At 67.4% G+C, this 23130-nt stretch carries 6 protein-coding genes; all 6 read right to left on the reverse strand.

The annotated features are described in order from the left end of the window. Window positions 1-45: 45 nt before the first annotated feature. The 6 genes from AB0H50_RS04825 to AB0H50_RS04850 all read right to left on the reverse strand — a co-directional run bounded on the left by AB0H50_RS04825 (window position 46) and on the right by AB0H50_RS04850 (window position 22864). Window positions 46-5613: an SDR family NAD(P)-dependent oxidoreductase gene (locus AB0H50_RS04825; RefSeq protein WP_357446754.1), complete on the reverse strand. Its 5568-nt coding sequence runs from the start codon at window positions 5611-5613 to the stop codon at window positions 46-48. Beyond that, window positions 5610-19523: a type I polyketide synthase gene (locus AB0H50_RS04830; RefSeq protein ID WP_357446757.1), complete on the reverse strand. Its 13914-nt coding sequence runs from the start codon at window positions 19521-19523 to the stop codon at window positions 5610-5612. The genes AB0H50_RS04825 and AB0H50_RS04830 overlap by 4 nt, the downstream gene beginning before the upstream one ends. 1188 nt (window positions 19524-20711) lie before the next feature. Next, entirely contained in the window at window positions 20712-21506 is a 795-nt protein-coding gene (locus AB0H50_RS04835; RefSeq protein ID WP_357446760.1) for a hypothetical protein, read from the reverse strand. A gap of 108 nt (window positions 21507-21614) precedes the next feature. Continuing rightward, window positions 21615-22526 carry a hypothetical protein gene (locus AB0H50_RS04840; RefSeq protein WP_357446762.1) on the reverse strand — a complete coding sequence of 304 codons (912 nt, stop codon included), beginning with the start codon at window positions 22524-22526 and terminating at the stop codon, window positions 21615-21617. A 12-nt stretch (window positions 22527-22538) separates the two neighbouring features. Further along, window positions 22539-22700, reverse strand: a complete 162-nt coding sequence (locus AB0H50_RS04845) for a hypothetical protein (protein ID WP_357446766.1) — start codon at window positions 22698-22700, stop codon at window positions 22539-22541. Continuing rightward, the gene (locus AB0H50_RS04850) at window positions 22700-22864 is read right to left on the reverse strand and encodes a hypothetical protein (protein WP_357446769.1); all 165 of its coding nucleotides are present in this window, start codon (window positions 22862-22864) and stop codon (window positions 22700-22702) included. The genes AB0H50_RS04845 and AB0H50_RS04850 overlap by 1 nt, the downstream gene beginning before the upstream one ends. Window positions 22865-23130 lie beyond the last annotated feature (266 nt).

The raw sequence follows: 23130 nt of genomic DNA on the forward strand, positions 1-23130 counted from the left end.
TCCGCAATCCTTCCGAACTCGAGCCAAGCTCGAGGAATTCAGTGCTCAGGCTTCCAGTTCGCTGTCGAGAATCGCGAAAAGCGCTGCTTCGTCCGCGTTTTCCACATCGTCGTCGCGATGGACACCGGCGGTGTCGATTCGAGCTGCCCAACTGGTCGCAATGGACTGCAACCGAGCCACGACCCGGGCCTTTTCCTGCTCGCCCCAATTTCCGGTCGCGAGGGCGGATTCCAAATCCTCGAATACCGCGTCGATCGAACGAACCGGCTTTTCCCCGGGCCCATCCGAGAGTTGTTCGCGGAGATACTCGGCCAGCGCGATGGGTGTGGGGTAGTCGAAAACCACGGTGGCCGCCAGCGCCAGGCCGGTATCCGCTTTGACCCGGTTGCGCAGCTCGACCGCACCCAAGGAATCGAATCCCAGGTCCTGGAAGGTGCTGCGGTCGGCATCGGGCGCGGACACGGCGTCCCGGCCGAGCACGGCCGTCACGTGCGCGCGGACGGTATCGAGCACGACCTGCCGCTGCCGATCGGCATCCAGGCCGGCGAGCCGTTGCCGCAGACCGGATATCACCTTCGAAGTCGCCCGCGGACGGGTGGCCGCCGCCGGTACCAGTTCCCGCAGCAGGGGTGGCAGCAGTCCGGCATCGGCCTGGGCACGGATCGCGGTGGTGTCCACGCCGGTGATCACCGCGTGGCCCGGACCCGTTTCGAGCACCGAATCCCATGCGGCCAAGGCCTGCTCGTCCGACAACGCGGTGAATCCGGCGCGCGTCGTCCGGGCCGCATCGGCATCGGTCAGGTGTCCGGTCATGCCGCTGGAGCGTGCCCACGGACCCCAGGCCAGTGACCGACCGGCCAGCCCTCGTGCTCGCCGATGGGCCACCAGGCCGTCGACGAAGGTGTTCGCCGCCGCGTAGTTGGCCTGACCGGGTCCGCCGATCGTGCCCGACAACGACGAGAACACCACGAACGCGGCCAGATTCAGATCCGCCGTCGCCTCGTGCAGGTACCAGGCGGCGTCGGCCTTCGGTGCCAGTACCGCGTCCATCCGCTCCGCGGTCAACGATGCGATGACCCCGTCATCGAGCACACCGGCGGCATGGATCACACCCGACAACGGCCACTGCGCAGGCACTTCCGCCAGTAGCCCGGCCACCGCGCCGGCATCGGTGACATCACAGGCCACCACTTTCACCCGCGCACCCAACTGCTCCAACTCGGCACACAACGCCGCCGCGCCATCGGCCTGCGGGCCGCTGCGGCTCACCAGCAGCAACGACCGCACCCCGTGGCTGGCCACCACATGCCGGGCCACCACCGTGCCCAAACCGCCTGTGCCGCCGGTGATCAACACCGTCCCCGCCCCGAAGGCGAAAGCATCATCGCTCGCCACGGAAGACACTCCGGACGCGGCTCGGGTGAGCCGAGCGGTGTGGACGACGCCGTCGCGCACGACCACCTGAGGTTCACCCACGGCCATGACGGTCGCCGCGAGCTGCGCATCGACACCGGTGTCCGCATCGACCAATACGATCCGATCCGGATCCTCCGTCTGCGCCGTACGCACCAAGCCCCACACGGCGGCGCCAGCGAGATCGGTCAGGTCTTCACCGGCCGGCGCGACCGCGCCGCGCGTGGCGATCAGCAGCGTGCTCGAAGCGAACCGATCCTGACCCAGCCACGCCTGCACCACCTCGAGAATCCGGGCAACCTCGGAATGGGTAGTAGCCACGACGCCGTCGATGTGTTCGTTCCCCCCGGACCCGGCCTCGACCACCACCACCGGAGGCACCGGCGACTCCGGATCCAAACGGTCCCACCAACCCACACCCGCATCCATCGCCGCGGACTCGGACGCGGTCGGCGACCACACCACTTCCAGTACCTGATCGGCCCGACCGCCCGCACCCGCGGCGACCGCGGCAAGCTGCTCCAGCGGCGTCGGCCGCATCGTCACCGACCCCGACAACACCGGTTGCCCGTGCTCATCGGCCACCCACACCGACACCGACGATCCGGTCCCGGTCAGCCGCACACGCAACACCGACGCTCCGGTCGCGTACAGCGACACCGACTCCCACGAGAACGGCAACATCACCTGCCCGGCACCGATCTCGAGCACGCCGGCCAGCAGTCCCGTCTGCAAGGTCGCGTCCAGCAATGCCGGGTGGATCCCGAATCCCTCGGCTCGCACCCCGGTCTCCGCATCGACAGCGATCTCGGCGAACACTTCTTCACCGCGTCGCCACAACGCCCGCACACCCTGGAAGGCCGGCCCCAGTTCGTAGCCATGCGTCAGGAACTTCGTGTACGCCACATCGACACCGGTCGCTCCGGCAGGCGGCCAGGTCCCGAGTTCGGGTTCGGCCTTCTCTTCTCGGCTGGTCAACAGGCCGCGCGCGTGCAGTTCCCACTGTCCGTCGTGGTCGTGTTCAGCGCGGGAGTAGATCGATATCGGCCGCTGCGGGGACTCCTCGGCGGGCCCACCGACGACGACCTGGATCTGCCGACCGCCTGCCGCGGGCACCACCAGCGGCGCCTGCAGCGTCAATTCCTCGATCATCGGGCATCCGGCTTCGGCACCGGCACGCAACGCCAGCTCCACGAACCCGGTTCCCGGCAACAACAAGACCCGACCGATGACATGGTCGGCCAACCACGGCTGCGACAGCGGTGACAGACGCCCGGTCAGGACGACACCACCATCTGCCATCGGCAATGTCGCGTCCACCATGGGGTGTTCCACCGCTCGCAAACCCACGGATTCGACACCGGCGGTGCCGAGCGAGGGTTCGAGCCAGTAGCGATGGCGCTGGAAAGCGTAGGTGGGCAACGGCACTCGCGAGACGGGTCGAGCGGCGAAGAACACGCTCCAGTCGACGTCGACACCGACGGTGTGTGCGTGTGCCAGGCAGTTCACGAACTGCTCGACCTCGGCACGCCCTCGACGTGCTCCGGCAATCACCGACGACTGCGATTCGATGTCGTCCGGCAGGCATTGCCGGGTCATCGCCGTCAGCACCGCGTCCGGACCGATTTCCAGGAATCGGCGCACGCCCGAGCCCATCAAAGTGTCAACGCCTCGGGCGAACTGAACGGCCGCCCACACCTGCTGGACCCAGTAAGCGGGTTCCAGCACCTCATCGCCGGCGATCCGGCCGGAGAGATTCGACACCAGCGGAATCTGCGGGCGATGGTAGGTCACATCCCGTGCGACAGCGGCGAACTCGGCCAGCATCGGTTCCATCCGGTGGGAATGGAACGCGTGCGACACCCGCAACCGGGAGGTCTTCCGCCCGCGCTCGGCAAACCACTGCTCGAGTGCCGTAACGGCGTCCTCGTCACCGGAAACTACCACGGCTGCAGGTGAATTCACCGCGGCGATGGACGCTCGGTCGTCATGGCCGACGAGAGCCTCGGATACCTCGTGCTCACTCGCCGCGATGGCCAGCATCGCACCGCCTTCGGGCAGCTGCCCCATGAGGCGGCCACGCGCCGCGACCAGCAGGCACGCGTCCGGCAGCGACCACATGCCGGCGATGTACGCGGCGGCCAGCTCACCGATCGAATGTCCCACCAGGACATCCGGTGTCACACCGAACGAGTTCAGGAGTCGGCTCAGCGCGACTTCGTAGGCGAACAACGCGGGTTGGGTGAACTCGGTCCGATCCAGAACGCCGTCATCGGCGTCGCCGGGGCTTTCATCGGCCAGCTGACCGGTGAACATCAGCTGCTTCAGCGAACCGCCCAGTAGTGGATCGAACTGCTCGCACAGCTCGTCCATTGCGGTAGCGAATACCGGAAACGCCTCGTACAGTTCGCGTCCCATCCCGACCCGCTGCGCACCCTGTCCGGTGCACAGGAAGGCCGCTTTGCGCGTCACCGCCTGCCCTGCCGTCACGCTGCCCGCGGTGCTCGCCGATCCGTGTTCCGCGAGTGCCGCCAGTCCGGCGAGCATCGCTTCGCGGTCGTCGGCGACTACCGTGGCCCGCCAGTCGAGCCGGGCGCGGGTCGTCAGCAGCGAATAGCCGATGTCTTCGACTGTCAGGTCAGGGTTGTCGGTCACCCATCGCCGCAGTTCGGCCGCCTGCGCACGCAGGGCGTCCTCGGTTTTCGCCGACAGCAGCCATGGGGAGACACCGGCGGCCACCGCCTTCGCACCACGGTCGGCGGTGTCGTCCGCCGGTTCGGCGGGAGCCTCCTCCAGGACGGGGGCCTCTTCCAGAATCAGGTGAGCGTTGGTTCCGCTGGCGCCGAACGAGGACACGCCTGCGCGACGCACCCGCTCTCCAGCCGGCCACGGTTCTGCCTCGGTGAGCAGCCGCACCGATCCCGCCGACCAGTCCACATGCGGTGTCGGAGCATCGACATGCAGTGTTGCGGGCAGCATTTCGTGCCGGAAAGCCTGCACCATCTTGATCACGCCGCCGACACCGGCCGCGGCGGAGGTGTGTCCGATGTTCGACTTGAGCGAGCCGATCCGCAGCGGCTCTCCGGCCCGATCGCGTCCGTAGGCGGCGATCAGCGCCTGCGCCTCGATCGGGTCTCCGAGGGTGGTGCCGGTGCCGTGCGCTTCCACCACATCGACGTCGGCGGGCGTCAGACCGGCACTGGCGAGGGCCTGCGCGATCACCTTTTCCTGCGAAGGACCGTTCGGTGCGGTCAGATGGCTGCTGGCGCCGTCCTGGTTGATCGCGCTGCCGCGGATGACCGCGAGAACCTGGTGGCCGTGCCGGCGCGCATCCGACAACCGCTCGACCGCGAGCATGCCGAGGCCCTCGGAGAATCCGGTCCCGTTCGCCGCTGCCGCGAAGGCCTTACACCGCGCATCCGGGGACAGCGCACCCTGCCGGGCGAAGGCGATCAGCAGCGTGGGGTCGGACATCACGGTGACCCCGCCCACCAGGGCGAGCGAGGTCTCGCCCTGACGCAACGCCTGACACGCGAGGTGCAGGGCGACCAGCGACGACGAGCACGCCGTGTCCACCGACAGTGTCGGACCTTTGAACCCGAAAGTGAAGGCGACGCGCCCGGAAAGAACACTGGCCGAAACACCCAGGTAGGCGTGGCCTTCCGACTCGGCGGTCAGTCCCGGCGAACCCACGCGGGGACCGTACTCCTGGTGGATCACACCGGCGAACACTCCGGTGTCGCTGCCGCGCAGCGTCATCGGATCGATACCGGCGTCCTCCAATGCCTCCCATGCCGCTTCCAGGAACAGGCGCTGCTGCGGATCCATTGCCTCGGCCGCGCGCGGGCCGATTCCGAAGAATCCCGCATCGAAATCGCCCGCCGCGTCCAGGAATCCGCCTTCCCGGGTGTAGATGGTCCCCGGCGTATCCGGATCGGTGTCGAACAGGCGCTCGAGGTCCCAGCCCCGGTCGGCCGGGAACGGACCGACGGCGTCGGTGCCGGAAGCGACCAAATCCCACAACTGCGCCGGAGTTTCGACACCGCCTGGATACCGACAGCTCATGCCGATGATCGCGATCGGTTCGCCGGCACGTTCTTCCAGGTGCTGGATGTGCTTCTTGGCGACGCGGAGGTCTCCGGTGAGCTTCCTCAGATACCGGCTGAGCCGTTCCTCGTTGCTGGCGTCAGGGTTGCTCATGCTGGGCCAAACTCCTCGTCGATCAAGTCGAACAGCTCACTGTCGGAACGGAATTCGAGGTCGTCATACGCATCGTCCGACGACTTGCCGGTCAGGAAGGTGCGCAGGCGCTCGTTGACGCCCCGCAATCCGGCGACGGTCTCGTCGTTGTCGCTACCGTCGGCGATGATCCGCTCGAGCAGGGCCTCGAGCCGCGCGATGTCGTCGGGCACCGCCGATGTCGGTTGGGCAGGCGCTGCCACCGCGGTCTCCGCCAGCAGGTAGTCGGCGACATCTCCCGCGGTCGGGTAGTCGAAGACCAAGGTCGAGGGCAGCGCCAGTCCCGTCACCCTGGAGAGCCGGTTGCGGAACTCGACTCCGCCGAGGGAATCGAAGCCGAGTTCGCTGAAGCCGCGATCGGGTCCGATGTCGTCGGCCGACCCGTAACCGAGCACCGCCGCCACGTGTTCCCGCACCAGATCCAGGACAACCCCGCGTCGCTTCGCCTCCGCCACACCGTGCAGGCGCTCCCCGAGCGACAGTTCACCACTCGACGTCGGGGCCGACCGGCCGCGTGCGCGAACGAACCCGCGCAGCACCGCCGGAATCGGACCGGTATGCGCTTCCAGGCGCAGTTTGTCGGTGTCGAGCTGCAACAACGCTGACACCGGTTCGGCCGTGGTCAGCGATTCATCGAACAATCGCAGGCCGTCGGTGCGGTCCAGCGGGGCCAGGCCCAGTCGCTCCAACCGGTTCATGGCCGTGCGGTCCAGCGCGCCGGTCATGCCGATGTCCTGCTGCCACGGCCCCCAGGCGAGTGCGAGTGCCGGTAGTCCCGCGGCGCGGCGTTGCATCGCCAGGGCATCCAGGAAGCTGTTCGCGGCAGCGTAATTCGCTTGCCCGGCCGAACCGATCATTCCGGCGATCGAGGAGAACATCACGAACGCCGACAGATTCAGGTCCCGGGTGAGCTCGTGCAGATGCCACGCCGCGTCGGCCTTGGGAGCGAACACCCGATCGACCTGGTCACCGGTGAGCGTGTGGAACGTGCCGTCGTCGAGCACGCCCGCGGTGTGGACGACACCGGTGAGCGGGTGCTCCGCGGGCAGGCCGGCCAGCAGCTCTCGAAGCGCGTCGCGGTCGGTGACATCGCAGGCGGCGATCCGCACCTCGGCACCGGATCGGGTGAGTTCCGCCGCGAGCTCGGTTGCACCGTCGGCATGCTCGCCGCGGCGCGAGACCAGCAACAGTCGCCGGACACCGTGCGTGGTGACCAGGTGCCGGGCCAGCAGCGCGCCCAATCCCCCGGTCCCGCCGGTGATCAGAACGGTTCCGGACCCGAACGACACCTGCTCTGTGACATCTCCTGACGTCAGTGCCTCCAGTCGCGGTACCAGGACGTGGTCGCCCCGCACTGCCACCTGCGGCTCCCCGGTCTCGAGCACGGCACGGATCGAGTCGGCCGAAATGTGCTGTGCACCCCCGGATTCGTCCGCGTCGAGCAGCACGATCCGCTCCGGATATTCGGTCTGAGCGCTCCGTATCAACCCCCATACCGCGGCCGATGCGGTATCCGGCGTCTCATCGGGCAGGGCTGCCGCGCGGCTGGTCAGCACAACCAGCTGCGACCCTGCGAATCGCTCGTCGGCCAACCAGTCTCGTACGGTGTGCAAGGCGGTATTGACCCGATCGCGCGCGGATCGCTGCGAATCACCGTGCAGCGCCGCCGCCTCGGACCACACCACGACGTCAGGAACGATCGAAGCCGAAGCGAGCGTGGTCAGATCCGGATACCGCTGGTCGATTCCGTCCACGTGCGCGGCTCCGAGCACGGCTGCGCTCCCCGTCGAGGTGAGTCCGTCGGGTATCTCCACCGTCGCCCAGCGCAACCCGTACCGCGCCACGCGTCCGCCCGGCAGCGTGGCGCGGAACTGCTGGACGTCGTAGGAGCGCATGACCGCTTCGTCGATGGTGACCACCGGAGTTCCGTCCTGGTCGACGGCCACGACGCTGATCGCCTCACCACTGCGCTGGATGGCCATCACCCGCAAGGTCCTGACCGTGGACGTGGTGTGGATCTGCGTTGCGCCCCAACGGAACAGAAGTTTGCCCTCGGCGGGATCGCCCTTGTGGTCGGGCCAGATCAAACAGGCGATTCCCGCATGCATCACCATGTCGAACAGCGCCGGATGCAGCTGGAACCGTTCGGCCGGGAATTCCTGGTTCAGGGTGACCTCGGAGAAAACCGTGTCACCGCTGCGCCACGCGGCGTCTACGCCGATGAACGAGGCACCGTATTCCAGTCCGGCGGCACGCGCCACCTGGGCCGGAATCCAGTCGGTATCCACCGGTTCGGCGTCGATCGGCGGCCACGGCGCGTTTCGCAGCATGTCCATCAGTCCGATGTCGATCAGCTGTCGACCGCTCAGCACGCCACTGGCGTTGCGCGTCCACTCGCTGTCGGCCCTGTCGCCGGTGAGGCGGTAGTGGAACGTGAACGATCTACGTCCCGTGGCATCCGGTTCCCGCACCAGTACCTGGAGTTCGACCTCGCCGTCTGCCTGCGGGAGGATCGGCGTCTCGAGGATGAGCTCCTCCACGGCACCGCAGCCGATCCGCGGAGCCGCGACCAGCAGCATCTCCATGAGCGCGGCACTCGGGACGAGCACAACGCCGTAGGTGGTGTGGTCGGCGATCCACGGATGGGTGCGCAGCGAGAGCCGCCCCGTGAACAGCCACTCGTCGCGGTCGGCCACTCGCACCACGTCGGTGAGCAGCGGGTGTTCCGAGGTCGCGTTCCTGGTCTCCCCGAGGCTGGGTTCGAGCCAGTACCGCCGATGTTCGAAAGCGTAGGTGGGCAGCGCGATTCGTGACACCTCGCGGGTGGCGAACAGCGGATTCCAGTCGACGGGCAGCCCGGCGGTGTGCGCGTGGCCGAGCATGGTCAGGAACTGCTCGACCTCGTCGTGATCTCGACGGGCCGCCGCGGCGACCACCGATCGAGCCTCGACCTCCGCGGGCAGTGTGTGCCGCGTCATCGCCGCCAGCACCGCGTCGGGCCCGACTTCGAGGAACCGGCGCACACCCGATGCCACCAGCGACTCGACACCGGGCGCGAAACGCACCGCGGCGCGCACCTGTGACACCCAATACCCCGGATCCAGGATCTCGTCGCCAGCGATTCGGCCGGAGATGTTCGACACCAACGGAATGCGCGGGGCGTTGAAGGTCACCCCCGCCGCGATGGTCTCGAACTCTGCCAGCATCGGCTCCATCCGATGGGAATGGAACGCATGCGACACCCGCAGTCGGCTCGTCTTGCGACCCCGCTCGGTGAACTGCCGATCGATCTCGTCGACGACATCCTCGTCGCCCGAAATCACCACGGCCGCAGGCGCATTCACTGCCGCCATCGACACCCCGTCACCGAATCCGGCGATGGCCGCGCCGATTTCGGTCTCGGACGCGGCGACCGCGAGCATCGCGCCGCCCGACGGCAGCGCATCCATCAGCCGCCCTCGTGCCGCGACCAGCTCGCAGGCGTCTTCCAGTGACCACACACCGGCCACATACGCCGCGGCCAGTTCACCGATCGAGTGCCCGATCACCATGTCCGGGACGAGCCCGAACGACTCCAGCAGCCGATACAGCGCCACTTCGAACGCGAACAGCGCGGGCTGGGTGAGCCGGGTCCGATCCAGAATTCCGGTCTCCGCTGACCCTTTCGAGCGACCTGACAAGCAGTCGCTAGCGGTGACGCCCTGATCGTCGATCAGGTGTCCGGTGAACATCGCTTGCTTCAGGGAACATCCGAGCAGCGGATCGAACCGGGCGCACACCTCGTCCAGCGCTGCGGCGAATACCGGGAAGGCCTCGGACAGACCCGCGCCCATACCGACCCGCTGCGCGCCCTGACCAGTGAACAGGAAGGCGGTCTTCCCCGAGCCCGCGGCGCCGGAAACCACTCCGGCCGAGGCGGATCCGGCGAGCAGCTTCGCCAGCCGCGCGAGCAGTTCGTCGCGATCGGAACCGAGGACCGCCGCTCGCCACTCGTGCCGCGCACGTGTCGTGGCGAGCGAATAGGCCACATCCGCCGGATCGGCGTCGGGGTGATCGATCAGCCACTGCTGCAGTTTCGCCGCCTGTGCCCGCAGGGCGTTCTCACTCTTGGCCGACACCACCCACGGCACCGCCGTATGCGGGTGGTCGGTAGCCGGTGGCGAAACAACAGGCTGCGGGGCGGGCGCTTCCTCGATGATCAGGTGGGCGTTGGTGCCGCTGACTCCGAACGAGGACACGCCTGCCCGGCGAACCGTTCCCCCCGCGTTCCACGGTTCCGGCCGGGTCAGCAGGCGCACCTCGCCCGCGGACCAATCCACGTGCGGGGATGGCGCTTCCGCGTGCAAGGTCGCGGGCAGGGTCTCGTGTCGCAGCGCCTGCACCATCTTGATCACGCCACCGACACCGGCCGCGGCCACGGTGTGACCGATATTCGATTTGATCGATCCGATGCGCAGCGGTTCCCGATCCCCACGCTCCTGCCCGTATGCGGCGATCAACGCGTTGGCTTCGATGGGATCCCCCAGCGGAGTGCCGGTCCCGTGCGCTTCCACCGCATCCACGTCGGCGGGTGTGAGCCCGGCATTCGCGAGGGCCTGCGCGATCACCCGCTCCTGCGACGGACCGTTCGGCGCCGTCAGGCCATTGCTCGCACCGTCCTGATTCACCGCACTGCCCCGGATGACGGCCAGGACATCATGGCCCAGCCGCTGCGCGTCCGACAGCCGCTCCAGGATCAGTACGCCCACGCCCTCGGCGAAGGCCACACCGTCGGCCGCGGCGGAGAACGCCTTGCATCGGCCATCCGGCGACAGGCCGCGCTGCCGCGCGAAATCGACGGAGAGATAAGGGGTTGCGGCCACGGTGACGCCACCGGCCACGGCCAGCGATGTTTCGCCCTGACGCAGGGCCTGACACGCCAGATGCATGGCCACCAATGAGGACGAACATGCGGTATCGATCGTGACCGCCGGTCCCTCGAGGCCGAACACGTAGGCCACACGGCCGGAGACGACGCTGTGGGTGGTGCCGGTCAGCCGGAATCCTTCCAGGTCGCCGGTCACGCGATCGACATACCCCGAGGCGCACGCGCCAGCGAACACACCGGTGTCGCTGCCGCGCAACGTGTTCGGGTCGATTCCGGCCCCCTCCAGCGCCTCCCATGATGCTTCCAGCAGCAACCGCTGCTGCGGATCCATCGCCAGGGCTTCGCGCGGGCTGATTCCGAAGAATCCGGCGTCGAAATCACCCGCGTCGTCCAGGAATCCGCCGCCGCGGCTGTAGACCGTGCCGGGCTTGTCCGGGTCCTGGTCGATCAGCTGCTCGAGATCCCAGCCGCGATCGTTCGGGAATTCGGTGGTGGCATCGGTCCCCGACCGCACCAGATCCCACAGCTGCTCCGGGGTTCGGACGCCGCCGGGGAACCGGCAGCTCATGCCGACGATCGCGATGGGCTCGTCCACGCGGACGCGGCGCGACGCCCGTGCGGTCCTGGGACCGGATTCCGTTCCCTCGATCTTGGCGTGCAAGAGGGCGGCGACCGCCGCGGCGGTGGGGTGGTCGAAGACCAGGGTGGACGGCAGCTGGACACCGGTGGCCTTCGACAGCCGGTTGCGGAATTCCACGCCGCCGAGCGAGTCGAATCCCAGTGCGTCGAATCGCTCGTCGGGGCTGATGTCTTCGGCGGAACCGTGTCCGAGCACGGCTGCCGCGTGCTCCCGCACCAGGTCGAGTACCACCTCGGCGCGTTGGCCCTCCGGTACCCGGCTCAGTCGGGTGCCCAGCGAACTCGACGCGGCCGCTGTCGCAGCTGTGGTGCGACGCAGAAAACCGCGGAGCACCGCAGGCACCGCATCGTTCAGGGCTTCGCGCCGCAGGACCGCCGGGTCGAATCGAATCGCTGCCAAGTGCGCGGCGGCGCGGCCGGTGGCCGCATCGAAGAGCCCGAGACCTTCGTCGTTCTCGAGTGGATGCAGACCGAGCCTTTCCCAGCGGGCGACGGCGCTGCGGTCCAAGCCGCTTGTCATGCCGCCGACGGAGTTCCAGGGCCCCCAGGCCAGCGATATCGCGGGCAGACCGTCGGCTCGGCGGCGCATCGCGAGCGCGTCGAGGAATGCGTTGGCCGCCGCGTAGTTACCCTGGCCCGCCGTTCCGATCGTTGCCGCGACGGACGAGAACAGTACGAAGGCCGACAGGTCACGGTCGCGAGTGAGCTCGTGCAGGTGCCATGCGGCGGTGGCCTTCGAGCTGAACACTCGCCGCAGTTGCTCAGTGGTGAGGCCTGCGAAGGTGCCGTCGTCGAGGACACCCGCCGCATGTACTACGCCGGTCAGCGGATGATCGGCCTCGATCGAATCGAGCACCGAACGGAGGGCATCTCGATCGCCCACATCGCAGGCCGCCACCCTGACAGAAGCGCCGGCCGCTGCCAGCTCGGACATCAATTCCCTTGCGCCGTCGGCGGTTTCGCCACGCCTGGAGACCAGCAGCACACTGCGGACTCCGTGTGCGGTGACCAGATGCCGGGCCACACGTGCGCCGAGGCCACCGGTGCCGCCGGTGATCAGCACGGTACCGGCACCAAATGACGGCGTCGCGTAGCGACTCGATGAGGGGTGGTGGTCGGGCGACGGGTGGGCCGGTGTCGCGTAGCGACTCGATGAGGGGTGGCTCTCCGCTCGCGCCTTCGCCAGTCTGGGCACGAGCAATGCTCCGGCGCGCACCGCGGCCTGTGGTTCGTCTGCCGCGATCACCGCGCCGACCAGCGTCGGGTCATCCATGGGCGCAGCGGCCGACGGGTCGGCGTCAAGGAGAATGAACCGGCCAGGATATTCGGTTTGCGCACTGCGCATCAGGCCCCAGACGGCCGCCGCGGCGAGATCCGGTGCCTCGCCGGTCAGCGCGGCACCGTTCGTGGTCACCACGACCAGCCGAGTGTCGGCCAGACGATCTTCGGCCAGCCAGGCCTGTACCGTCGCCAAGACCGTTTCCAGGTGGCCGCGAACGGCCGCCTGATCGTCAGCCGCCGCGCTGTGCGGCTGCCAGATCACGACATCCGGAATCGTCTGTGCCGCAGCGAGCTCCGATGGGCTCGGAGCGAAGGTGTCGATTCCGGCGACCGGCGCCGAACCGAGTACGGCCATCCGGTCCGCGGACAGACTCGGTGTCGCGGCCTGCGCGGGCGTCCACTGGATCTCGTAGAGGCCGGCGTCATCCCCGGCAAGGGTGCCGCGCATCTGTTTCACGTCATAGGGCCGCATGACGACCGCGTCGACGGAGACCACGGGCCGTCCCGAATCATCGACGGTCGCAACGGAGATCGTCTCCGGGCCGCTCGCGACGGCGATGACCCGCAGCGTCGTCGCCTTGACCAGCGGCTGGTGCAGTCGCGCCCCGCCCCAGCGGAACAGCAACCGGCCGGTGTTCGGATCGCTGTCCTGATCGTGCCAGACGAGCCCGGCCAACCCGGCGTGCATCACCAGATCGAGCAGAGCGGGATGCAGATCGAACCGCTCCGGTTCGGACGCGGCCGCCGTATCCAGGGTGATCTCGGAGAAGACGGTCGCGTCCCGCTCCCATGCGGCGTCGACACCGATGAACGCCGGACCGTATTCGAGTCCGGATCCCTTGGCGATCCGCTCGGGAATCCATGAGGTGTCGAGGATTTCGGCGTCGACCGGCGGCCATGCCTCGTCACGCAGCCGGTCCAGCAGAGCGTCATTGCCGTCCCAGGAGGGCGCCAGTACGCCGCTGGCGTTGCGCACCCATTCACCCGCTCGGCGGCCTGCCTTGCGGAAGTAGAAGTCGAACGGCCGTCGCCCGGTCCCGTCCGGCTCCTGCACCGATACCTGGAGTTCGACCTCGTCGTCCTCCGTCGGAAGTATCGGAGCCTCCAGGGTCAGCTCCTCGACGACGCCGCAATCGATTCTGCTGCCCGCAACGAGCAGGAACTCGACGAGGGTCGCGCTCGGCAGCACCACGGTGCCGTAGGTCATATGGTCGGCGACCCACGGGTCGGTGGACAGCGAGAACCGGCCGGTGAAAACGAACTCGTCCTTACCGGCCACCGGCACCACGCCGGTGAGCAACGGGTGGCCGAGGGCGTCGCCGGTGGCTTCGGGACGCGGCGGCAACCAGAATCGCTGGTGCTGGAAGGCATACGTGGGCAGGGGAACTCGTCGTACCGCCCGGCGGCGGAACAGTGGCGTCCAATCCACGTTCACACCGGACGTGTGAGCGTGCGCCAGCATCGTCAGGAATTGCCGGGGCTCATCGTGATCCCGGCGCGCGGCCGCGGCCACCACCGACTCCACGCCGTCCGGAAGGGTCTGCCGGGTCATCGCCGCCAGTACCGCGTCCGGCCCGACTTCCAGGAATCGGCGCACGCCCGAAGAGATCAATGTCTCGATACCCGGCGCGAAACGCACCGCGGCCCGCACTTGCCGAACCCAGTAGGCGGGTTCCATGACTTCATCCCCAGCCAGCTGACCGGACACGTTCGACACCAACGGGAGGCAGAGGCGGTTGTACACCAATTCCTTTGCGACCAGCTCGAATTCGTCCAGCATCGGCTCCATCCGATGCGAGTGGAAGGCGTGACTGACCCGCAGCCGCGACGTCTTCCTCGCGCGCTCGGCGAATAGGGCCTCGATCTCGGCGACGGCTTCCTCGTCGCCCGAAATCACCAGAGCTTCGGGCGCGTTCACCGCGGCGACCGACACTCGGCCGGGATACCGAGCGACGACATCGTTCACGTCGGTTTCGGACGCTCCGATGGCGAGCATCGCGCCACCCTCGGGCAGCGCACCCATGAGACGGCCGCGTGCTGCCACCAACCGGCAGGCATCCTCGAGTGACCACAGGCCCGCGACGTATGCGGCCGCGACTTCTCCGATCGAATGGCCGATCAACACGTCAGGGGTGACGCCGAAGGATTCCAGCAGGCGATACAGCGCCACCTCGAAGGCGAACAACGCCGGCTGGGTGAACTCCGTCCGATCCAGAACCGTGGCACCGGTACCGCCGGTGGCGCCGCTGAACATGAGTTGCTTCAGCGAGCACTCCAGCAGCGGATCGAACTGGGCGCACACCGAATCCAACGTGTCCGCGAATACCGGGAACGCTTCGTACAGGCCGGCGCCCATGCCGATCCGTTGTGCGCCCTGACCGGTGAACAGGAATGCCGTCGTCCCCGAGCCGATGGCGCCTGCGATGACACCGGTGCCGGTGCCCGAGTCGGCAAGATTTGCCAATCGCTCCAGCAACTCGCCCCGATCGCGGCCGAGGACCACACCGCGCGAATCCAGCTGCGCGCGCGATGTCGCCAGCGAATAGGCCGCATCCACTACGTCGATCTCCGGCCGCTCCGACAACCATGCACGCAGCCGGGCCGCCTGCGCACGCAGACCTGCCTCGCCCTTGCCCGACACCAGCAGTGGGGTGACCGGCACCGTGATCCCGGTGTCTTCCTCGACAGCAGGAACCGGTGCGGCAGGTGCTTCTTCGAGGATCACGTGCGCGTTGGTGCCGCTGATCCCGAACGACGACACACCGGCCCGGCGCACTCGATCACCCGCGGTCCACGGTTCCGCGTCGGTCAGCAGACGCACCGCGCCCGCCGCCCAATCCACGTGCGGCGTCGGCGTTTCGGCGTGCAGCGTCCGCGGCAGCCGCTCGTGCCGCATCGCCTGCACCATCTTGATCACACCGGCCACACCGGCGGCGGCCACGGCATGGCCGATATTCGACTTCAAGGACCCGATCCGCAACGGTTCCCGATCGCCGCGATCCTGTCCGTAGGCGGCGATCAACGCCTGTGCTTCGATCGGATCACCGAGAGTCGTGCCGGTCCCGTGCGCCTCGACGGCGTCCACATCGGCCGCCGAGATCCCCGCATTGGCGAGGGCCTGCACGATTACCCGCTCCTGCGACGGACCATTCGGTGCGGTCAGGCCGTTGCTCGCGCCGTCTTGGTTCACCGCACTACCGCGAACAACGGCCAGGATGTTGTGGCCCAGCCGCTGCGCATCCGAAAGTCGCTCCAGTACAAGAACACCCGAGCCCTCGGACCACGCCACACCGTCAGCGGCAGCCGAGAACGCCTTGCAACGACCATCCGGTGACAGGCCGCGCTGACGGGAGAAGTCCACGTACAGGGTCGGGCTGGCCGCGACGGTCACACCGCCTGCGAGCACCAGCGAGCTGTCGCCCTGGCGCAGCGCCTGGCATGCCAGATGCAACGCCACCAGCGACGACGAGCACGCCGTATCCACCGTCACCGCCGGACCTTCCAGGCCGAACGCGTACGCGACGCGACCCGAGATGACGCTGTGCGACGTGCCGGTCAGCCGGAAACCCTCCAGGTCGCCGGTCACCCGCCGCGAGTAGCCCGACGAGCAGGCGCCAGCGAAGACACCGGTGTCGCTGCCCCGCAACGACATCGGGTCGATACCCGCGTCCTCCAGAGCTTCCCATGCTGTTTCGAGCAGCAGCCGCTGCTGCGGATCCATCGCCGACGCTTCACGGGGGCTGATACCGAAGAAGCCAGGATCGAAATCGCCCGCACCGCTGAGGAATCCGCCGTGACGCGTGTATACCTTTCCCGGTTTGTCGGGGTCCGGGTCGAACAGCTGGTCCAGGTCCCAGCCGCGATCGGCGGGGAATTCGCCGATCGCGTCCCGGCCCGCGGCCACCAGATCCCAGAGGTCCTCGGCGGACCGGACACCGCCCGGGAATCGGGCACTCATGCCGACGATCGCGATCGGTTCGTCCGACATCGAGGATGGTCGGCCGCCGGAGCTTGCGGAGCCGGCGAGGCGGGTGAGCTCAGCGCCCCGCGATACCCGCCGCTGCCCGCGGCCGGTGCCCGTGACCTGCGCCCGTAGCAGAGCCGCGATCGCACCCGCGGTCGGATGGTCGAAGATGAGCGTCTTCGGCAGCGGCACACCGGTGGCCCGTATCAGCCGGTTCTGCAACTCGACCCCACTGACGGAGTCGAAGCCGAACTCGGTGAACGGCAGGTCGGGGTTGATCGACCGGGCCGACTCGTGTCCCAGTACCGCGGCGGCGTGCTCACGAACGATGTCGAGAACTACTGTGTCGCGCTGATATTCGGGTGCCGCCAGCAGCATGCGCGCCAGCGGGCGGTCGTCCCGCGCCTCGCTTTGCGCACCGCCCTCGGAAAGTTGCCCCTCGGAAATGTGCTCCTCAGTTGCCGCATCGACGTCGGTCACACCGGTGAAGGCAGCGGAAGTGACCGGGACACCGGCCAAGAAGCTGCGGCGCTGGAACGCGTACGGCGGCAGGTCGACCCGCGCGCCACCGGAGACCAGTACCCGCGGATCCACCTGCACGCCAGCGCAATAGGCCTGTGCCAGCGACGCCATGAACCGTTCCGAACCGCCCTCGCCGCGCCGCAACGACCCGACGACGCATACGCCATCGGCCGGACCGGCTGCCTCGGCGGTTACGCCGATGCCCATCGTGAGCACCGGATGCGGACTCGCCTCGACGAATGCGTTGATGCCGTCCGTGATCAGCGCCGTCACAGCATCGGCGAATCGAACCGGTTCCCGCAGCGACCGATACCAGTATTCGGCGTCCAGTTCCGCCGTATCCAACCGATCGGCGAATACCGTGGAAAAGAACGGTACCGACCCGGATTGCGGGCGGATCGGCTCCAGTTCCGCGAGCAACCGATCGCGCAGCCGCTCGACCGCCTTCGAATGCGACGCGTAATCCACCGGAATCCGGCGGGCCCACACACCGTCGTCGGCGCAGGCGGCGAGAAACTCCGCCATCGCCGGAACATCACCGGCTATCACGCTTTGCGCCGGCCCGTTCACCGCCGCCAGCGACAGCCGATCCCCGTACGCCGACAAACGTTCCCGGACCGCATCGGCGCCGAGTCCGATCGAGGCCATCCCACCCTGTCCGGCCAGCTCATCGGCGACCGCCCGCGACCGGAGAGCCACCACACGCGCCGCATCGGACAGCGACAGCCCACCGGCAACGTAGGCGGCGGCGATCTCGCCCTGGGAATGGCCGATCACCACGTCCGGCTCCACGCCGGCCGCTCGCCACATCCGGGCCAGCGAGACCATCACCGCGAACAGCACCGGCTGCACCACATCCACGCGATCCAGCGGGGGCGCGTCACCTTCGCGCCGCAGCACCGCCGTCAGCGACCAGCCCACGTACGGCGCGAGCGCCGCTTCACATTCCGCGATCGACTCCGCGAACACCCCACCCGAATCCAACAGCCCCAGCGCCATACCCTCCCACTGGCTGCCCTGTCCCGGGAAGACGAACGCGACCCGCCGCTGCTCGGCCCGCTCGGTTGTCGGCTCGATCGCCACAGCGGGCGCGGTCGGGTCGGCCAGGGCCGCCAGGCCGGCCAGCAGCTCGGCGCGATCCCGCCCGACGACATTGCCGCGCCACTCCATTTGGGCTCGAGTGGCCAGCAGCGAATGCGCCACATCGGCCGCGTCCACTTCCGGGTGGCGCAACAGCCACTCCCGCAGCCGAGCCGCTTGCGCACCAACGCCGCCCTCGCTGCGGGCCGATACCACCCACGGCACCGCACCGACCGGGCTGTCCACCGTTGACGCGGCGGACCCGAAGGCGGGCGCCTCCTCCACGATCACGTGGGCATTCGAGCCACCCATGCCGAACGAGGACACACCTGCCATGCGCACATCGGCCGCAGGCCAGTCCTCGATGTCAGTCACCACTCGTAAGCCCAAGTCCGCGAGCGGAATTCGTGGATTCGGCGTCTCGAAGTTCAGGCTGGCCACCAGTTCTCGGCGGCTCAGACAGAGCACGGTCTTGATGAGGCCCGCGATACCGGAAGCACCTTCCAGATGCCCGATATTCGTCTTGACCGATCCGACGGCCAGCGGCGCATCCTGCCCGCGGTTCACGCCGTAGGTTTCGCCGAGCGCGGCGGCCTCCACCGGATCACCGGCGGGGGTTCCGGTGCCGTGCAATTCGACGTACTGCACCGACGGCGCCTCGACGCCTGCCGCGGTCAGAGCGGAGCGGATCGCCGTCGCCTGCGCATCCCGGCTCGGGGCGCTCAGCACGCGGCGTTCGTTGCCGGTGTTGACCGCACTGCCGCGGATCACGGCATGGATCCGGTCACCGTCGGCGACCGCCTGCGCCAGTGGTTTCAGCACCACCACGCCGCCACCCTCGCCGCGCACGAACCCGTCGGCCCGCGCGTCGAAGGTGTAGCAGGCGCCGAGCGCAGACTGCGCGCCGAACTGCTCGATACGCTCACCGCTCGTCGGCGACAGAATCAGGTTCAGACCGCCGGCCAGGGCCACGTCGCTCTCGCCGCTGCGCAGGCTCTCACAGGCCAGATGCACCGCGACCAGCGAGGATGCCTGAGCGCTGTCGATGACGAGGCTCGGGCCGCTGAAGCCGAAGTAGTTCGAGACGCGGTTGGCGATGATGCCGCGACCGACACCCCACAGCGAGTGGCGGCTGACGCCCGGGCCGCCCTGAGAGGCAACGATTTCGGCGAAATCGCTTCCGGTGCAACCGAGGAACACACCACACCGCCGGGCATCGCGCGCCGTGGCGGCCAAGCCCGCGTCCTCCAGCGCCTCCCAGCTCAACTCCAGCGCCAGCAGCTGCTGCGGATCGACTGCTCGCGCCTCGTTGGGCGAGACCCCGAAGAAGTCCGCGTCGAAGTGACCTGCGGTGTCGACGAATCCCGCCCGCTCGGTGATGCCGCCCCGTCCAGGAGGAGCTGCGCCGATCGCGGCGCGCCCCTCCCTGAGCAGCTGCCAGAAACTCTCGAGATCGGCCGCGCCCGGCATTCTGCAGGACATACCAACGATAGCGACGGCAAAGGCCGATCCGGTCACCTCTGAACATCCTTCCTCAAGGCATGCTGTGACCCCCCGTAAGCATCTGACGTGTGTGTTTGTTGCCGGTCACCGTTTTCGGAGACGTTTGCCGGTCGCCCCGCCGGCAATGCGTTCTCGATTCGGCGTTCCCGCCGCGGCTCCTCAGCGATGGCGGTCGGTGATCGACCGCCGCTCCCGCGACACCATCCGGATCGCGGAGCAGATCAGGTAACCATCAATTAGTAGGTCAAAACTTAGGTTTAAAACAAAGATTCTGTTAAGCTAGGGTCCACTCAGACGATTCCTACTTCGGCATAATGGATGTCGACGTGATCGAGGCTCGATGAATCGCCCCGAGGCATGCGGAACGCCTTCGCAGGCGGCCCGGACTCCGAGGAGATGAACGCAGACTGGACCCAGCTGTGCCATCGGGCTCAGTAGAGCAATCGATCAGCGAGTGACGCTTCAGAAAACTGAAGCGCTACGGGGGCATGCCAGGGGCGCAGCCTTCGCGCCATCGAGGCGCGCGTAAGAGGGTGTAGTGCCCGAACAAGGTGCGTACGTCGCACCTACGCTATGGCGGTGTGGATTGGCACAATGATCCCTCTCGGATTTTCGTACGACAGCACACAATTCATGGTTACTGAACAGTATTTGTACGATCTTGACCTTGTCAACAGTCCGGAAGTATCACGACGGTTACCCTGACTCAGGACCAGCCGCGGGCTCGATCGCGCCGGTGATCACCGGTCGGCTCCGGCGCTCCACCAGTGGAGATCCGATGGATCGTCGGCGTCGTCGCGCGGTCGCCGTGCTCGACATCTCGTTGTTCTCGGTGATCGATCCCGCCGCGAGTCGTTCGGATGATGACGGTTGTGTCCGTTCACCGCGATGAGATCCTTCCGTCGGCCCACCACGAAGAGCTCGCCGCTCGGCTCGACCGGCGACCGCCGGTTGCCGATATCAACGAACTCACCGAGTCGATCAGGCAACTCGCGGACCCGGTGCCGGTTCGGAATCTCTTGCCCCGGAGACTGATTCGAATGTCCGTCTATGATCTTGACGAAGGCGGGGGCAGCGGCCGATCACGCCGGCCGCACCGACCGTATTGCGAGTTGGCTCGCCGTGTTGCATAGTTGACCGATCGGTCGCAATAGCTCTAGTATCTCGAAATATGGTGCGCACCAAGGACTTCGACACATGCTGTCAAGGGCGCGGATCTCCATCGACGAGGGCAGACGGCTGTTCCGGTACGTATCCGCCGCGCCGGAAGCGATCCAACCCGTGTTCGGTCCCGAGTTCTGACCGCAGCCCCGGATTGCGCACGTAGAACACGAACAGGTGGTAGACCCGGGTGGGGTCGGTCTCGAGGTCCTTGTGGCCGATATCGATGGTTCGGTAGCCGGTGTCGGCAGCGCCGGTGACAAGGGTGATCACGTTGGTACCGCTGCCGGCTTTGAACGCTTCTCGGCGGCTGCGGGCGCCGACCGCCGAGACATCCTGCCAGGCAACTGTGGTCGGGCCATTGCCGTAATCGATCGTGATGTCATGTGGCGTGAGCAGGATGCCGACGTTGTCGATGGCCTTGCGAGGTTTGTATGTGCCGAGGCCGAGGAGGATGGCGAACAAAGCGGGGAGGGAAATCAGGAAGAAGAGCGCGGCTCCGCTCGACCAGTCGTCGTCCAACGACGCGATGAGTTGCCACAGCCCGACCCCGAGCAGGACCACTCCGACAGCGATGCTGACCAAACTTCCGGTCGAGGAAGGGCGCGGCACCGGCAGCGCGAGCGCGGGGCCCGCCTTTGTGGCACGAATGTAAGCGGCCACCGGAGCGGTTCGGGGGAGTTCCGACCATGCCCAGCCGGTGAACGCGGCCGCCAAGGGACCTACTAGCACGAGCCCGAGGAGTCCGGCCCCCACCGATTCCTGATCTGTCACAACTGTCCAGGTCATGCCCAGAACGAACGGCCACAAGACCGACGCACACGCGAACGGCAGCACCGTGTAGCGGTACGCGCCGAACGCCTTTCGTTCCCAATCCGCCGGTAGCGGCAAGCCGGACGTACTCCGGTATCTACCCACGACCCCTCCTACTGCGATCTTGCGGGCCTACGCGGTCGCCGATCTGATTTGAGCCTCGGTTGCGCCCTGCACGATTTGAATGAGTTTCGGCACCATTCCGATGATGTTCGATACTTCTTTCACAAGCTCGAGCAGTATTCTCGACAACTTCGTGCCCGCGCCCGCAATGCTCGCGCTGGCGCGGGCGACCGCCGCGAGAGACGCTGTCCCCCCGGTGCAGATGATGATCGCGGCAGCCTCGACCAGTACGCCGGCCAGCCAGTTCAAGAGTTCGGTCACGACGCCGCGAACACCCTCGACCAGGTCACCGAGCGCGGCATTCACTTTGCTCAGCGAGGTGGCGAGCGCGGCCTGAGCTTCGATGTCTGCCATGAACGCGTCGGCCTTGGTTTTGTAGGCCGCGCCGGCGGCGCCAGCCCATTCGCTGACATCCTTGTCGAGTTCGGTGTTCCACGTGGCGGCGGCTTCGGTCAGCACACCGGCGATGTTTTCCCAGGACTTGGAATACGCCTTGACCATGTCCGGGTTGCCGGTGAGCCAGTCGAGCCACTTGCGCAGCGGTTCGACGTTATCCAGCATCCAGCCCATCAGCAGGGCGCCCACGATATTGAAGGGATCGAACTTCGCCAGGGGAACCCCTTTGGCCATGCGGCTCCGGTACTCCAGCACGTCCGCCGCGGCGACGGCTACCGAAGAAGCTTTGAGGGCCGCACCGTACAGGTTCTTGACCGGGTCTTCCCCGTTCAACGCTTCCTTGACGAGCCCACCGGCTTCCCAGGCATCTCCCAGCGGGGTGGCCTTGAGCAGCCCTGCTTCGGCACCGTCACTGTTGATCCTGGGGAGCAGAGCCTTCTGGTCGAAACCATAAGCCTCGTCGTCGTCGACCTTCCCCTCGATCAGTTGATTGCCTTCGGGCGGCGCGGCGTCGTTGAACGGCATGGGTTCCCTCCCCTACTTGATCTGGTCTTGTTGACGCTCGATCTCGGCTTTACGACCGGCATCGAGGTTTTCGAAGGTGTCCGCGCAGTACCGCAGCGTCTTCGGCAGCGTCTCGGTCGTTTCGGCGATCTTCTGCAAGCTGTCGGTGATCCGATCGTGCAGCGAGCCCACCATCAGATCCGCATACCACCCGACGAAACCCCATAGCCGTCATCCAACTTGGCCAGATAGTCGGCAGCCTGCTTGGCTTTGCTGACATCCCCGAGCGTCGATTCGACCGCACTGGCGTGCGCGCGTACCTTCTCCGGATCGACGACGACGTCGTCACTGTTCCACATCTATGCCCTCATTCCCCGCCATGACGCGGACGCCGACGCCGTCGCGATCCGCCCCCGCAACTCGTCGAACCGCCGAGCCTTCCGCGCCAAATCCGCCGCGAACTGCATCGATCCCTCTGCGGCACGGCTCGGATCGAAGCCGACCATCGGCACCTCCCACACCCCGGCAACTGTCCGATCGAACTCTGTCAACGAAACACTCACCACGCAAATCACAAGGCGATCTTTCGGTTTCGTTCTCTGGATTAGACGCGCCGTCGGCCCGT

Source organism: Nocardia sp. NPDC050793, from assembly GCF_040654065.1.
In the GTDB taxonomy this organism is placed as follows: Bacteria; Actinomycetota; Actinomycetes; order Mycobacteriales; family Mycobacteriaceae; genus Nocardia.

Bases quoted from the DNA above. Each gene is read 5' to 3' on its own strand.
- AB0H50_RS04825 (WP_357446754.1), bottom strand. From the start codon at position 5,613: ATGAGCAACCCTGACGCCAGCAACGAGGAACGGCTCAGCCGGTATCTG.
- AB0H50_RS04840 (WP_357446762.1), bottom strand. From the start codon at position 22,526: ATGCCGTTCAACGACGCCGCGCCGCCCGAAGGCAATCAACTGATCGAG.
- AB0H50_RS04845 (WP_357446766.1), bottom strand. From the start codon at position 22,700: ATGGTGGGCTCGCTGCACGATCGGATCACCGACAGCTTGCAGAAGATC.
- AB0H50_RS04850 (WP_357446769.1), bottom strand. From the start codon at position 22,864: ATGTGGAACAGTGACGACGTCGTCGTCGATCCGGAGAAGGTACGCGCG.